Raw genomic sequence first — 13,172 nt, forward strand, 5'->3', positions numbered from 1 at the left:
GCTCGCCGCCGGGTTCTTCGCGGAGGCGACCACCCTGCTGCGAACCCGACTCCAGCAGCAACTCGGCCGGTTGGCCGCGCCCGCGGCGCCCCGGTCGTGGCCGGACGCGTTCGACCGGTACCGGCGCCCGGTGCTGGCCACGCTGCCGCCGGCGCAGCGCCGCGTCACCCGCCGCACGTCCCTACCCGCTCGTCCGCTGCGGTCCGGACGAAGCCACGCTGACGATGGACCTGATGGACCACGACTTCGTCCTCTTCGTCGACGACGAAACGGGACAGGGCAGCCTGGTCCACCGCGTCGGCCTGCCCGGCTAGCGGCTGACCCGGCTCGCCGGCCTGGTGCCACCCGGGCAAGCGGCGAGCATGCCCTGGACGATCGGCGTCGACGCCGTACCCCGGATCGGCGTCGAGGCGGCCGTCGACCGGCTGAACGCCACCGACCTGCCGTATCGCTTCTTCGAAGACGCCACGACCGGCCGCGGCAGTGTGCTCCACCTGCGCTATGAGGGCCACTACGGCTTGCTCACCACTGCCGGGAGCACCTCGTGACGCCAGCCGAAGAGCACCGGCAGCACCTGACCGGCGAAGACTCGGGACTGGCGCTGGTACTGGCGGCCGGACGGCGGTCGGCCTCGCCCGCGTTTGCCTGCGTGCTCGGCGCGTTCCTCGTCGCTGGCGCGGGCGGGCTGCTGCTGTTCGCGCTCGGCGCCGAACTGCGGGCGCCGGTGCTGACGCTCGCCAGCGGACTGATCGTCGTCGCCGTCCCGGTGCTGCGTACCGCCTTGAGCCGGAGGAACTCCTGACGTGCCGGCGATGACTCCTTCCTCGGACGTGCTCGTGATCGGCGGCGGGATCGCCGGGCTCGCCGGCGCCGAACGCCTGTCCGGCGCCGGTGTGCGGGTGACCCTGCTCGAAGCGTCCAGCCGGCTGGGCGGCAAGCTGTGCATCGGTGCTGTCGCCGACGTTCTGATTTTGGAGTGATGCCTGACGAAACGGACGATGTAGTGCGCCGGCCTCCGCTTTCTTGGTTGGAGTCCTCAGGTGAGCAGCACCGGTAACGCGTCGATCCCGTAAACCAGCGATATCTTCCGGAATTCAAGTTCCTCCGTTGGCACCGCCAGGCGCAGATCTGGGAACCGGCGCAGCAACGCCGGATAAGCGACACGCAGTTCCCGGCGCGCAAGCTCGGCCCCGAGGCACCGATGCACGCCATATCCAAAGGCCAGGTGTGGTTGCGGATCTCGCCCCGGGTCGAACCGGTCGAGGTCGGCTCCGACGGTCGGATCACGGTCGGCTGCGCTCAGCGAGCAGAGAACGATGTCGCCACGGCAGATCCGAGTACCGGCAAGTTCGATGTCCGCGCGCGCGAACCGGGGGAACGCGACTTGGACCACAGTCAGGTAACGCAAGAGTTCTTCGACCACCGGGGCGACCGCTGTGTCGTCGTCACGCAGTCTCGCCGCCGCGACCGGGTCCCGCAGCAACACCAGCGAGCCGAGCGCCAGCATGCTGGCCGTCGTTTCGAAGCCACCGGTCAGCAGACCGTCGGCCAGGCCGGCCAGCTCGTCGTCGCCGATGTCGTCTCCGTGCTCGCGCACCAGTCGGCCCAGCAGTCCGTCCGAGGGCGACCGGCGCTGCCGAGCCACGAGATCCCGCAGGTAGGCCAGCGATTCGGTGAGTGCAGACAGCGGTGCACCCGCGCCTTCGACGACGTTGAATCGGGCCGCGCTCAGCCGCTGGAAATCGGCACGGTCGGCATAGGGGACACCGAGTAGTTCGCAGATCAGCAGTGACGGGACGGGCAACGCGAACTCACGGACCAGATCGACCCGCGGGCCGGCGGCCGCCATCCCGTCGAGGCGGTCGGCGACGATCTCCTCGATCCGTGCGGTGAGCGCGTTCAGTCTCCGAACGGTGAACTCCGGAGCCAGCAGCCGGCGTAGCCGGGTGTGAGCCGGTGCGTCACTGAAACCGAGACCTCCCGGGTCGAGCCCGGCATCGATGCCGGCCGCGTCGAGGTGAGCAAAGTCGTTGCTGAACGCGTCGGTGTCGCTGAGGACGGACTTCGCGAGCGCATGTCCGGTGACCAGCCACACCGGAACCCCCAGCCGCAACGGCAGCCGGGTGATCGGTCCCCGCTCACCCAACCGCAGCAGCTCCGGGACTGGATCGAGACCGTCTCGCCGCAACGGCACCAACGCCGACTCCGGCAGCAAGCGCAGGTCAGTGAAGTCGAAGTTGCGCTCTCGCAGCTTGCGCAGGTATCGGCGTCCCAACCAGGTCCGGACCTGGGCCACCGGACTCGGCATGACCGGTACCTCCTTCTCTCAGTGACAACCGTCCCAGATGTACTGGCGTAGCGATCCGCCCGATAGGGCCGAAAGTCACCGACTGACACATGGCAGAAGAAAGGGACTTTCGGCCCTGTCTACTGTGGAACATCGCATTGAGACTGAAGACCACATGAGCACGAATCCTGAAAGGACGTTGGATGGTCGACCCCGGTATCGCTCCGCCGGAGCCATCGACAAACCGTGATCTCGCGGCCTGTGTCGACATCGCCGGCAGCCGAGCGAACCTCTCCGCCGTCACGGCCGGAACCACCTCGTGACCCCCGCCGAACGGCGTCGGCTGAACGAGATCCGGCAGCAGCTGGCCGACGAAGACCCAGGCTTGTCGCGGTTGCTGGCGACTGGACGGCGATCGGCCTCTCCAGCGTTCGCCGGCGCGCTCGGCGCGTTCCTCATCGCCGTCACAGGCAGCCTTCTGCTCGGGACGCTCGGTGCAGAACTGCACTCCCCATCACTGGCGCTCGTCGGCGGACTGTTCGTCATCTCAGTTCCTGCGCTGTTGGCTGCTTTGAGCCGGAGGCGCTCGTGATATGCCCGAGGAAGCACCGTCCCCGGACGTCATCGTGATCAGTGGCAGAATAGCCGCGCTAGCCACTACGGAACATCTGTCTGATGAAGGCGTCCGGACGACGCCGCTCGAAGCGTCCGGCCGCCTCGTCGGCAAGCTACGGACCGGACGCGTGGCAAGCTGGCGAGCCAGCTTGCCCCAGTACACTACCTGGTCCACCAACCGGGCCGCGCATACGCGGACGGACGCCGACAGGCTTCGCTGCTTGTGGTTGTTTGGTGCCCCTACGACGGGGCTGGGGTGAACCCGTGTATCGCGAGCGGCCGACAGGCCGCGAATCAGGCTCTGAAGTTCACCTCGGAGTAGCCGTGACCGAGCCGCTGCGTGTCTTCCTGCTCGACGACCACGAAGTGGTCCGCCGCGGGATCCGTGACCTGCTCGAAGGGGAACCCGATATCGTCGTAGCCGGCGAGGCGGCCACCGCCAGCGAAGCGCTGACGCGGGTCCCGACCGTCCGGCCGCACGTGGCCATACTCGACGTGCGCCTCGGCGAATCCACCAACGCACATGGCGACCGCGGCGGGGTGGAGGTGTGCCGACAGCTGCGGTCTCGCATGCCTGAGCTTGCATGCCTGATGCTCACCTCGTTCGACGACGACGAAGCTCAGTTCGACGCCGTCATGGCCGGCGCCGCAGGGTACGTCCTTAAGCAGGTGCGCGGTGCGGACCTGGTTTCGGCGGTCCGCACCGTGGCTTCCGGGCGCTCGCTGTTCGCTCCGCGGAAGGTGTCGCAGGTGAGGACACGGCCGCCCGGCCCACCACCTTCGGGCACGCACGATGGCTCCCCGCTCGATGTGCTCTCCCCGCGAGAGCTGGAGATCCTCGGGCTGATCAGCGAAGGCCTGACCAACCGGCAGATCGCCAAGCGGCTGTTCCTCTCGGAGAAGACTGTCAAGAACCGGGTCTCCTCAATTCTCAACAAGCTCGGGGTGCGCCGGCGAGTGCAAGCGGCGCTGCTCACCTGCCGGCTGCACCAGACGGGCACCGAGTAGCGGAGCCGGTCGGTCGTCGGGTAGCGGCTCACCCGCCCAGCCCCGGAGCCGGTGCGGCTCCCAACCACGGACTCGACGGTGAGGATGCGCCGGCTTCATGTCCGCACGGTACGAGGACCCGGCGCTCCTGCAATCCCGATAGGGGATCCTCTGGGGGACCTTCGAGAACAGTGGCGCCCGGCGCGCTGACGACAGAGGACAGAGGACAGGAGGATCGACGGCTTCGGTGGACGGGCTTGCGCCGACCGTGGAACTGCCTGGCTCAGACCAGACCAACTTCCTTGAGCCTCAGGACGGCCTCGGCTTTTGTTGCGTGCGCCGGGGGTGCTTAGCATTCGGGCACTCGGCTGCACACCATGCCAGCGACGCACCGGCGGCGGCGCTCGACGTTGGTATCGAGATCACCAAGGCACACGCCGTCGCGGGTTTGCGCCGGGCGAGTTGTCGGTGCGCCATCGACGTTCTCGCTGCGCAGGTTGTCGACGACCTGCACACCGAGTACACCACCACACTGTTTCAGGAGTACCTGAGCGACGCGATCATCCCCAGCTTCCCGGACTGGCCGGCGTATCCACAGCGCGTCCTGGGCGAGATCTGCGAGGATCGTGCGCGTCCAACCGACGCCCACTCAGTAAGCGATCAATGCAGACTGAGCTGGCGTGTCAGCTTCTCTCCATCTGCGCGCGCTCCGGGGATCATACCGGGCCGAGGCCGTCGACCGGTGCAAGCTCGGCTCCAAGCACTACCTGAATACCGACGCGCACGGCACTCCGCTGGCTGCCAGCCTGACCGGCGGGCACCGCTGGCGACGTCCCCAACTGATCCCGCTGCTCTACGCCGTTTCGCCCATTCGAAGCGTGGTCGGCAAGCGCACGGGCGGTCTACGCCGACCGCGGCTATGACCACGACAAGTACCGGCGCCTCGCCCGCACCCGGGTGCGATATCGGACATGTTTCCGGTCTGGGCAAGATCGGCCTGGCGCCAGTCGAAGGCATCTTCCCTGGCTCAACGGCTTCCGCAGGCTACGCATCCGAACCGAACGACGAGCTGACATCCATCAATCCATCCTCAGCCTCACCTGCTCGATCATCTACCTACGCGAACACATTGTGAACTGATCTCTTAGGTCGACATGGACGTCACCTCTGCGCCCTCGCTGCCGCTCAGGTTCGCGGCTCGCGCCTGCGCCAGCACTTGACGGGAATCTGTATAACGGAGTCCGGCCACGACGACGGGGCCAGTCGACAATGAGACTGGCCCCGTCAGCGGGTCCTGCTTACGCGCGGCTGCGGCGTCGGTTGATCAGCAGCATCAGTGCGCCGCCGCCGCCGAGCAGCAGACCGCCAATGGTGAACGGAACCGCGGCGTCGACACCAGTGTTGGCCAGGCCACCGCCACCGGACTGCGCACCACCCGGAGTGCTCGGCGCCGGAGTCCTCGGCGCCACACTGGTGGCTGGGTCGCCAGCCTCGGTCCAGGTCACGGCTGCCTTCGCCGTCACTCGAGTCTTCTCCGAGGCAGCGACGATCAGTGACTGCGCTGGCAGGCTTGCGTAGTTGTTGGCGACGAACAGGCGGCCAGTATCCAGCTCGCCGGTCACTTTGAGCGAAAACGAGCCGTTACCCGGCTGGGTGCCGGCCGGGACGTCGACGAACAGCTTGCTGCCGTCCTTGACGTCCGCGGTCTTCAGCTCCTTACCCTCGGCGTCGGTGACTTTGACCCCGTTGGGCAGTTCGGTGGTCAAGGACGTGATGTCGCCCGACGTCGCGACGCTGAACGGGCCGATCTTGGTGCCTGCAGCGCCCTCGGTTTTCTCCGCGGCGATGTTCAGGGTCGGCTTCGGCTGCTGCGCGATGCCCTGGTTCTCGTCACCGGTCAGGTAGCCGTAGAGCGCGGCGACGTCGGCGCCGGCGTCAGCTGTGCCGTACTCGGCCAGCGGCTTTGTGAGGTTCAGGTTGACGCCGTCGCTGAAATGCCACACGGCGGCCTGCGTCGCGGCGATCGCTTCGCGCTCGGAGATGCCGTCGTGGACCTTGACGCCAGATTTCGCCAGCGCGCTGCCCAGCACGTCGAGCGCGACACCCGGGTAGCCGTGGTGCAGCACCCAGTTGATCTTCGCGCTGTTCCTCTCGAAAGGCGAGTTCGCCGCAGGATACTTACTCCACGGGCGCTCGACCATGTCGACGTCGGTGCGCATGCCGACGGTGATCTGCACGCAGTAGAGCCTCAGCGTGCTGCCGTCGGACAGTTTCAATGAGAACAGCTTGGTGATGTGATCACCGCCGCTGTCCAGGTTGAGCTGGTAGCCGACGGTGCCGACATTATCGCCAACCCGGCCGTGCACTGCGCCGTCGCTCGCGAGAGCCGTCGGGGCGCCCAGCATGACTACGGCAGCGGCGGCGAGCACCGCGACTGCACTGCGCGCGAGAGTGGATTTTACCTGCATAAAACTCCTATTCGAGTCCGAACCGTGATGCAGAGAACCGCGCCGATGAGCTGCGCCAGTAACATCAATCACAAACTCAACTTGTAGCTTATCACGGTTCTTCCGAGCGTACTCATAGCAAAACAGACGCCGACATGGTGACCCGCGGGTCGACAACGAATTTGGGTCGAATTAATGAACGATGACACGCGCATCAACAGTTGCGCTCCGCCGTTTACCGCAGCGATCTAACCAAAGTCAGCGATTTTAACGTACCACAATCTCACGGCGACGATTCATCTACCTCATCAACACCAGAAAGACTCCTTGCCACGACATGACTGAGGATTTCAATGAATCCTCGATCCAGGCTGTAAGGATTCTGCAAGTCGCGCCATGTGGCACAGAAGACCTTGACCACTCGCCGCTCAGCTTCCGCCTGACTACCAACATGTGCACGGATGACGAGGTAAACGAGCCTATGATAGCGCTCAGCCAGCACCGCGAACGCCTCGACATCGCCGAGCCGAGCCAGTCGATCTAGGTCTTCGTCACGATCACCGGCGCCGTAGTTGACCGCAGCTTCACGCCACGGCCGAATCACAGTCTTGAACTCCAGCTGCACGAAATCTGCACCTGCTTTCCAGCGATTGCAAGCAACGTCCCCGTCAGAGCGAAGCAAGACGCAAAGGGCAAGATCTACGCCCGTTCCAGCAGGAATACACCGAGATCGACTCGATCCTGACGTCAGCTTGGTCCACGACAGCCGTCATATCATTATGACGGCAGCCCAATTGAATATCAGCCACTGCCGCCAATCTCTGGTTCGCGCGCCCTGCGGACTTCCACCTCAGTTGCGTCGGGTACCTGGGTCAGGAAAGTCGCCCGCAGCCTGGCGCCACCGCCGGCGCAGTTGCTGACGGTAAGATCGCCGCCGTAAGCCGAACTCCACCAGCGCATGCTCTCCAGGCCGTACCCGGCGTTCGCAGGGGCACGTGGTCTCAGTAGTCCGCGACCGTCATCGGTGACGGTGATCGTGAGCTGGTGCCGATCGCACACCATCTGCACCTGCACGGTCGTCGCCGCGGCGTGCTTCACCACGTTCGTGAGCGCTTCCTGAACGACTCGGTAAGCCACTGTTTCGATCTCGGGGTCAAGCGCGGCAACTGCCGTGTCAACGATTTCCACGTCGATGACCAGTCCGTTGGCGGCGGCCACGTGCCGAGCCAACTCACGGGTTCCTGCCACCAGCCCGACGTGCCGCAGCGAGACCGGATGCAGCGTCCCGACGATGCTGCGCAGAACAGCCGCCTGGTCGTTGAGCGTCTCCACCGCCGCGCGTGACGTCGCGATCAGTTGCTCTGCGTCTCCTCCTCGAGCGGCCGAGTCAAGCCGCCGGCTGGTCATGGCCAGAGCCTGCAGGACTTCGTCGTGCAGTTCGTCGGCGATCCGCGCGGCGTGGTAGTTCTGAAATCGGATCACCGACCGCGCCTTGGTCTGGTTTAGCAGCCGCCCCAGTTCCGGCCACCCCGGCACCGCACACAGCAACGCCAACACCAGGAACACCAGCGCCGCGATGCGGACCGACAAGCACAGCGGTCCACCTATGAGGTACCCCGCCCCCACGATCAGCGCCCCGACGGCAATCAGCACGGATCCCCTGCGCAGCCACCGCATTCCCGACAGCCACACAGCCAGCACACCGGCGCTGAGCGCGACCGACAACGCCGCGATCGGATCCGCGGGCATCGGAATCGGCGACACCGTGTCGACGAGGACAGTCAGCATGCCGAAGCCGATACCGGCCACGCACACAGACCTCACCACAGCGCCGCGCATCGTCAGTGCCCGGTCCTGCCCGCCGTGCGCGCGTACGCGACCAGATCGGCTCGATCCACCAAGCCCAGCCGGTTCCGCAAACTGGCGCGAACGCTCTCCACCGTCCGTACGCTGATCGACAGCACCCCAGCCACCTGCTGGTTGGTGAGCCCGGCAGCCAGCAACTCCAGGACCTGTCGTTCTCGGGAACTCATCGGCCTCCTGGCCGGCCCGATCGCAAGATCGGCAGCCAGCGCCGGATCCAGATAACGACGCCCCGCCGCGACGGCGCGTACCGCCGCCACTAGGACACCGACCGGCGCGGTCTTCGCCACGAAACCCAGCGCACCGCGGGACAAAGCCTCCGAGGCCAAGTCCGAGTGCACGGTGTGAACCAGCACACTGCTCGCCGTGGCGAACTCCGGCACTGCTCCCATCCCGGACTCCCGTCCCAACCCCAGATCCAGAAGTACAACGTTCGGGCGCGATGTGACCAACGCCTGCCGCGCATCCGCGAGCGAATCCGCTTCCGCCACGACCTCGATGTAGTTCTCGTTCAGGATGGAGCGGATCCCCGCCCGCACGGTGGGATGGTCATCAACGAGCAGGACTTGAACGGTTTTCGACACCCGACTTCCTCTCGACAGGCAGCGTCTCCGCCCATGAAAACACCTGTCTCCGCATCCCCTGACGACGATGCGCAATCTTGAGATGCTAATTACATGGAGAGCTCGGCGATCGATTGCGACGGCACTACTGGCAACCCCGGCACTGGGCTCGATGAAAGAGGTGGATCAGAGACTAAGTCGCCGGATGGGGCGACCCGTTGACGACCTCGAAGCACCCGCCGATCATGCCGCCCGTCACACCCCCGCCCGCGCCGACGATCGCAGCGATCGGTCCTCCGGCCAATGCACCTGTCACAGCTCCTGCAGTACCGTCGATCACCACGTCATAGGGGACATCTTTGCACTCCCGCGTCCGTGCCGATGAACCGTTCACGACGCAGGCAACTATCGCCGAGTAGGCGAACCAGGCCACGCACACGGTCCAGCGGAGGTATGCGCGCCTGAAATCCTTGACCAGGCGCCGCGGGCGGGCCACTCCATCTTGCACTTGTGCTCCTTCGCCAGCCCTGCTGGATGTCGGGATGACTTCAGCTTGTACCGACGTTGTCAGCGGCGTCTTCGGTAGAACTCCGCACGAACCAGGCGGACTTCCCACAATTCCCAGGCGAACGGCTATGCGCGGCCCGATTGACACCTCGCATTTGTAATGACCGGCACCCCCGTTCGGCACTGCCAAAGCACACCGCGCCCCCTGGCCGTTGGAGGCCACACGACCCTGCGCCGGATTCTGTTGCGGTAAACCCGCAAGACGCATGCGGCAATACACCGAAGACAAGCGGTCTGCGGGCAGACTATCTCTCTCAGTCGGAGGTTTCTACGGGTGACGAGTGTCTGTTTGGCAAGGTTTCTTGAGGTCGAGCTGCGGGCCGGCGGTAGCACCGTGGCGGACGAAGGTCATGTCGGCGTCGCCCGTGCGGCAGCTTCGCGGCCACGATCACATGTGCTGCGTCACGACGGATGAGAGGTTGTGACGCATCGGCAGCGAGCAAGAACCCTTGGATCCGTAAGTGGGCACTCGTGTGCCACAGTTGCCACCGGCGGTGACCACCTCCGGCGTGATCTGGTGGAAATGTGATCTTTCGTAAAGCGGAACTCGACACCGCAGCGAGTACAGGACTAAGGAGCCACAAAGGCGTCTTGCCTGCCGACGGTGGGCAGCTGCACCACGCGCGTGCTGTCCGTAAGCTGAGCGTGACTGTTCTGGCAACGTCATCGATGGGCTCGGTACTGATCTTCGGTGCGAGCATGTATCTCAGCTCGGCGGACAACGCGGCATTCCTGAGCTTCTGGGGGGTGCTAATGGGAGTGAGCAGCGCCCTCTCACCTGTCGAACAGGAAATTTCGAGACAGGCGGCTGCGGCAGCAACACGGGAACGAAAGCCCGGTCCAAACTCGGTCCGGGCTTTTGCGGTGTCACAGACGGTCGCAGTCACGGTTGCGGCGCTGCTCGCGGTGCCGCTGGTGAATGCGCAATTGTTCGGCCAACATAGGGGGCTGACTATAGTCGCCGAGATTGGAATCGTGGCGATCCCTGCGCTGTATGCGATGCGAGGCATGTTCGTCGGATCAGGCAAAATCGGCCGATACTCGACGATCCTGCTCGCCGAAGCCGGTACGCGTTTGGCACTGTTCACCGGGTTTATCATTGCCGGGCTCCGAGGACCGAGCTGGCTGGGGTTCGCAGTTGCCGGCGGTTCGTGCGCGTGGCTTCCCTTCACATTATGCATTCGTGAATCGGTTGACAATAGTGCACCAAGTGAGCCGTGGGCCGCATTGTGGCGGCGTATGCTGGGCTTGATCCTCGGCTCGGCGTTGACGGCGAGTGTCTTGACCGGGTACCCGGCATTGGTGAAACTCGTCGCACCGCGCGGAAGCGAAGAAGCCCTGAGCGGATTGTTCCTGGCGGTCTCCCTGATACGGTCGCCTTTGCTGCTTGTCCTGAGTCCGATCCAGACGTTGGCGGTGCCCACGATCGTGCGAGTACTGCAGCAGACCGAGGGACAGCGCCGGATCAAGCAGTACGCGGTCGCAGGCGCAGGCGGAACACTGATAGTCGGACTGATCACCAGCACCGTGGCATTCCTTGTAGGCCCGTGGATGTTCCATCTGCTGTACCGCGACAAGTTCGTAGTGTCGGCATCGACGATGGCCGCCTTGGGTTGGTCGGGAACCGCACTTGCGGCGACGATGCTAACGTCAACGGTTCTGGTGGCGAGAAAACAGGCGGGCCGAGTGGCCGCAGTCTGGGCCGCCGTGGCCGCGGTGACTTTGCTGTTACTAGCCTCGACTTACACCATTGACGTGCGTGCGGTGCTCGGCGCAGTCGTCGGCCCGACCGTCGGCTTGGCTGTCGCGCTGGTGATGGTGATCAGCGGCCGCGATCCGGAAGCCGGGACAGGCCCCGAGAACGCCACGGTTCCGCAGTCGACGTAATAGCCGAACTGAAGACCAGACGATGTGAATGGTATCTGCCGCAAAGCTCCCGCTTTCAGGACCAGGGGTGCGATCCGCCAGAAAGCGCGGGACCGAGATCAGCGCAGTTAAAGCCAGCCGGGCGACGACAATGTTCAGGCCAAGGTCATGTCAAGGAGAATTGAGTGCGGTTGGTCCAGCGTTATGTACGCCTCACTGGGGCCACGATCGCTGTCACGGCAACAAGCCTGGCGATCCTCGCCCCACAGGTCGCCGCCCCCCACTCCATCACACCTGATCCACCGACGGCGTCGGTTTGGGCTCTTGTGGCGGCAGCCACTGGTATCACGGTGATCAGCGTGGTCTACCGGCTCCGTGCCGGTTTACCCTCTTTTCGCGTGTCGCTCGTAATAATGCTGGTCCAGTGCGGGGTCACCGTTACAGCGATCGTGATCCTCGGCCCGGGGACTTCTGTCGAACTCTTGACCCCAGCGACGGCCCTGTTCATCCTCGCGGACCCGTGGTCCTGGATCGGCTTCATTGGCCTCCAAACTGTCGAATTAGGTTTCTTCCACGATTATCCGTCGCTCTTGGCTCTACTCTGCACGGTGGCGCACTCGCTGGTCACCGGGTTTGCCCTCTACGCGCTGGTCAAGGTCACCGAACACGCGGTCACTCTCCGGCGGGCACAGGTCCGGATGGTCGACCTGGCCATAGCGAACGAACGGCTACGTATCTCGCGTGACCTGCACGACACGCTCGGACAGGAGCTGACCGCAATCGGGCTGCGCGCCGAGCTGGCCGAGAAAATTCTCAGTACCGCGCCCCAGCGGGCCGCCGAGCATCTTCGTGGGATCCAGCACACCACCGAGCGAACCTTGACCGAGGTCCGAGGTGTCGCACGCGGCGACTGGAACCCCGCGTTCGACGACGCGGTCGCGTCCGCGTCGATATTGCTAGAGACCGCGGGTGTCCGTTGCAACCTCGATATAGGTACACGCCCGCAGGGGCTGGCCGAGCATGTTGCAAGCTGGGCGGTGCGGGAAGCGACCACCAACGTGTTGAACCACAGCATCGCGCGTTTCTGCACCATCACCACCAGGAACCGGGATGACTTGTTCCTTCTCACTGTAGACAACGACGGTGTCCAGACGCCCGGGCTCAAGTGCGGAGCGGGGCTGGCAGGTCTCGACGATAGGGTCACCCGCATCGGCGGTGTGATGCGCGCGGGTCGTCGAGGCAGAACCGGCTACCGGCTCACCGTCGAAATTCCCGAAACCAGGGGGGCGCTGTGAGTGCGGCTCCGATTCGCATCGCCATCGCCGAAGACATGACAGTCCTACGGGAAGCTCTCGTCGCACTCTTGAGTCTCGAAGACGACCTCGAGGTCGTTGCCGAATCCAGTCGCGGCGATGACGCCCTGGCCAAGATCGCCGCCCTCCGACCGGACATCGTCCTGCTCGATCTCGACCTACCGGTGGTGGACGGCCTAGTCATCGCAGAACGACTGCAGGGCCTGGGGGACGTCACCAAGATCGTTGTACTCACTGCCCTCGACAAGCCCGCAGTGGTACGTACTGCGCTGATCAACAACGTGCGGGCGTTCTTGCCGAAAGGCGTGTCGATCAATACCCTCGTTGACGCGGTGCGCACAGTGCATCGCGGCGGCACCGTGATCGGTGCCGATCTGATCTCAGCCGCTCTGTGCAGCAGGCCGAACCCACTGACCGATCGCGAGCGGGACGTACTGACCCTGATGGCCGCCGGCGACACAGCCAAAGAAGCGAGCCGCAAGCTACACATCGCGGTAGGCACTGTGTCCAACACAATGAGCCGAATACTTCAGAAGCTCCGAGCCCGCAATAAAGTCGACGCAATCAGAATCGCGACAGAGAATAACTGGATTTAGCGTTTTGCCAACACCGGCGACGTTGGCACCAACTTCAGCCAAGCCGCCCGCGCCGATCTGCTCACCGA

15 protein-coding genes are annotated in these 13,172 nt (G+C 64.8%); 10 read left to right on the top strand and 5 right to left on the bottom strand.

Annotation, left to right across the window (positions count from 1 at the left end; all coding sequences use genetic code 11):
* Positions 1–224 precede the first annotated feature (224 nt).
* The 4 genes from ABZX11_RS18935 to ABZX11_RS18950 are packed head-to-tail and all read left to right on the top strand — an operon-like array spanning position 225 to position 980.
* The gene (locus ABZX11_RS18935) at positions 225–314 is read left to right on the top strand and encodes a sigma 54 modulation/S30EA ribosomal C-terminal domain-containing protein (RefSeq protein ID WP_354914459.1); all 90 of its coding nucleotides are present in this window, start codon (positions 225–227) and stop codon (positions 312–314) included.
* 48 nt (positions 315–362) lie between these two features.
* Positions 363–548, top strand: coding sequence for a hypothetical protein (locus ABZX11_RS18940; RefSeq protein ID WP_354914461.1), 186 nt, complete (start codon positions 363–365; stop codon positions 546–548).
* Positions 545–802 carry a hypothetical protein gene (locus ABZX11_RS18945; RefSeq protein WP_354914463.1) on the top strand — a complete coding sequence of 86 codons (258 nt, stop codon included), beginning with the start codon at positions 545–547 and terminating at the stop codon, positions 800–802. Before ABZX11_RS18940 ends, ABZX11_RS18945 begins: the two co-directional genes overlap by 4 nt.
* A gap of 10 nt (positions 803–812) precedes the next feature.
* Positions 813–980 (top strand): FAD-dependent oxidoreductase, encoded by a 168-nt coding sequence (locus ABZX11_RS18950; RefSeq protein ID WP_354914465.1) that lies wholly within the window; start codon positions 813–815, stop codon positions 978–980.
* Between the two features lie 56 nt (positions 981–1,036).
* Here the strand turns inward: ABZX11_RS18950 and ABZX11_RS18955 are convergent, their stop codons facing one another.
* Positions 1,037–2,308, bottom strand: a complete 1,272-nt coding sequence (locus ABZX11_RS18955; protein WP_354914467.1) for a cytochrome P450 — start codon at positions 2,306–2,308, stop codon at positions 1,037–1,039.
* 298 nt (positions 2,309–2,606) lie between these two features.
* Between ABZX11_RS18955 and ABZX11_RS18960 the strand changes: the two genes are divergently transcribed.
* The 3 genes from ABZX11_RS18960 to ABZX11_RS18970 all read left to right on the top strand — a co-directional run bounded on the left by ABZX11_RS18960 (position 2,607) and on the right by ABZX11_RS18970 (position 4,812).
* Positions 2,607–2,879, top strand: a complete 273-nt coding sequence (locus ABZX11_RS18960; RefSeq protein ID WP_354914469.1) for a DUF3040 domain-containing protein — start codon at positions 2,607–2,609, stop codon at positions 2,877–2,879.
* A 347-nt stretch (positions 2,880–3,226) separates the two neighbouring features.
* Positions 3,227–3,910, top strand: a complete 684-nt coding sequence (locus ABZX11_RS18965; protein WP_354914471.1) for a response regulator transcription factor — start codon at positions 3,227–3,229, stop codon at positions 3,908–3,910.
* A gap of 659 nt (positions 3,911–4,569) precedes the next feature.
* The gene (locus tag ABZX11_RS18970; RefSeq protein WP_354914473.1) at positions 4,570–4,812 is read left to right on the top strand and encodes a hypothetical protein; all 243 of its coding nucleotides are present in this window, start codon (positions 4,570–4,572) and stop codon (positions 4,810–4,812) included.
* A gap of 375 nt (positions 4,813–5,187) precedes the next feature.
* Here ABZX11_RS18970 and ABZX11_RS18975 read toward each other — a convergent pair whose 3' ends face one another.
* The 4 genes from ABZX11_RS18975 to ABZX11_RS18990 all read right to left on the bottom strand — a co-directional run bounded on the left by ABZX11_RS18975 (position 5,188) and on the right by ABZX11_RS18990 (position 8,783).
* A complete protein-coding gene (locus tag ABZX11_RS18975) occupies positions 5,188–6,357 on the bottom strand; it encodes a thioester domain-containing protein (protein WP_354914475.1) in 1,170 nt (389 codons plus the stop codon).
* A 262-nt stretch (positions 6,358–6,619) separates the two neighbouring features.
* Positions 6,620–6,961, bottom strand: coding sequence for a hypothetical protein (locus ABZX11_RS18980; RefSeq protein WP_354914477.1), 342 nt, complete (start codon positions 6,959–6,961; stop codon positions 6,620–6,622).
* Between the two features lie 176 nt (positions 6,962–7,137).
* Positions 7,138–8,145 (bottom strand): ATP-binding protein, encoded by a 1,008-nt coding sequence (locus ABZX11_RS18985; protein WP_354914479.1) that lies wholly within the window; start codon positions 8,143–8,145, stop codon positions 7,138–7,140.
* Positions 8,146–8,177: 32 nt separating this feature from the next.
* Positions 8,178–8,783 (bottom strand): response regulator transcription factor, encoded by a 606-nt coding sequence (locus tag ABZX11_RS18990; protein ID WP_354914481.1) that lies wholly within the window; start codon positions 8,781–8,783, stop codon positions 8,178–8,180.
* A gap of 1,191 nt (positions 8,784–9,974) precedes the next feature.
* On the opposite strand from ABZX11_RS18990, the gene ABZX11_RS18995 reads away from it, so the two are divergent.
* The 3 genes from ABZX11_RS18995 (at position 9,975) to ABZX11_RS19005 (ending at position 13,104) form a co-directional block, all read left to right on the top strand.
* On the top strand, positions 9,975–11,216 hold the full coding sequence (locus ABZX11_RS18995) for a hypothetical protein (RefSeq protein ID WP_354914483.1): 1,242 nt from the start codon (positions 9,975–9,977) through the stop codon (positions 11,214–11,216).
* A 164-nt stretch (positions 11,217–11,380) separates the two neighbouring features.
* On the top strand, positions 11,381–12,490 hold the full coding sequence (locus ABZX11_RS19000) for a histidine kinase (protein WP_354914485.1): 1,110 nt from the start codon (positions 11,381–11,383) through the stop codon (positions 12,488–12,490).
* The gene (locus ABZX11_RS19005) at positions 12,487–13,104 is read left to right on the top strand and encodes a response regulator transcription factor (protein ID WP_354914487.1); all 618 of its coding nucleotides are present in this window, start codon (positions 12,487–12,489) and stop codon (positions 13,102–13,104) included. The genes ABZX11_RS19000 and ABZX11_RS19005 overlap by 4 nt, the downstream gene beginning before the upstream one ends.
* The last annotated feature ends 68 nt before the right edge of the window (positions 13,105–13,172 follow it).

The organism is Amycolatopsis sp. NPDC004169, from assembly GCF_040610315.1.
In the GTDB taxonomy this organism is placed as follows: Bacteria; Actinomycetota; Actinomycetes; order Mycobacteriales; family Pseudonocardiaceae; genus Amycolatopsis.

Excerpts from the sequence above, each read along its gene's own strand:
- ABZX11_RS18975 (WP_354914475.1), bottom strand. The coding sequence starts at position 6,357 with ATGCAGGTAAAATCCACTCTCGCGCGCAGTGCAGTCGCGGTGCTCGCC.
- ABZX11_RS18950 (WP_354914465.1), top strand. The coding sequence starts at position 813 with ATGACTCCTTCCTCGGACGTGCTCGTGATCGGCGGCGGGATCGCCGGG.
- ABZX11_RS18955 (WP_354914467.1), bottom strand. The coding sequence starts at position 2,308 with ATGCCGAGTCCGGTGGCCCAGGTCCGGACCTGGTTGGGACGCCGATAC.
- ABZX11_RS18940 (WP_354914461.1), top strand. The coding sequence starts at position 363 with ATGCCCTGGACGATCGGCGTCGACGCCGTACCCCGGATCGGCGTCGAG.
- ABZX11_RS18935 (WP_354914459.1), top strand. The coding sequence starts at position 225 with ATGGACCTGATGGACCACGACTTCGTCCTCTTCGTCGACGACGAAACG.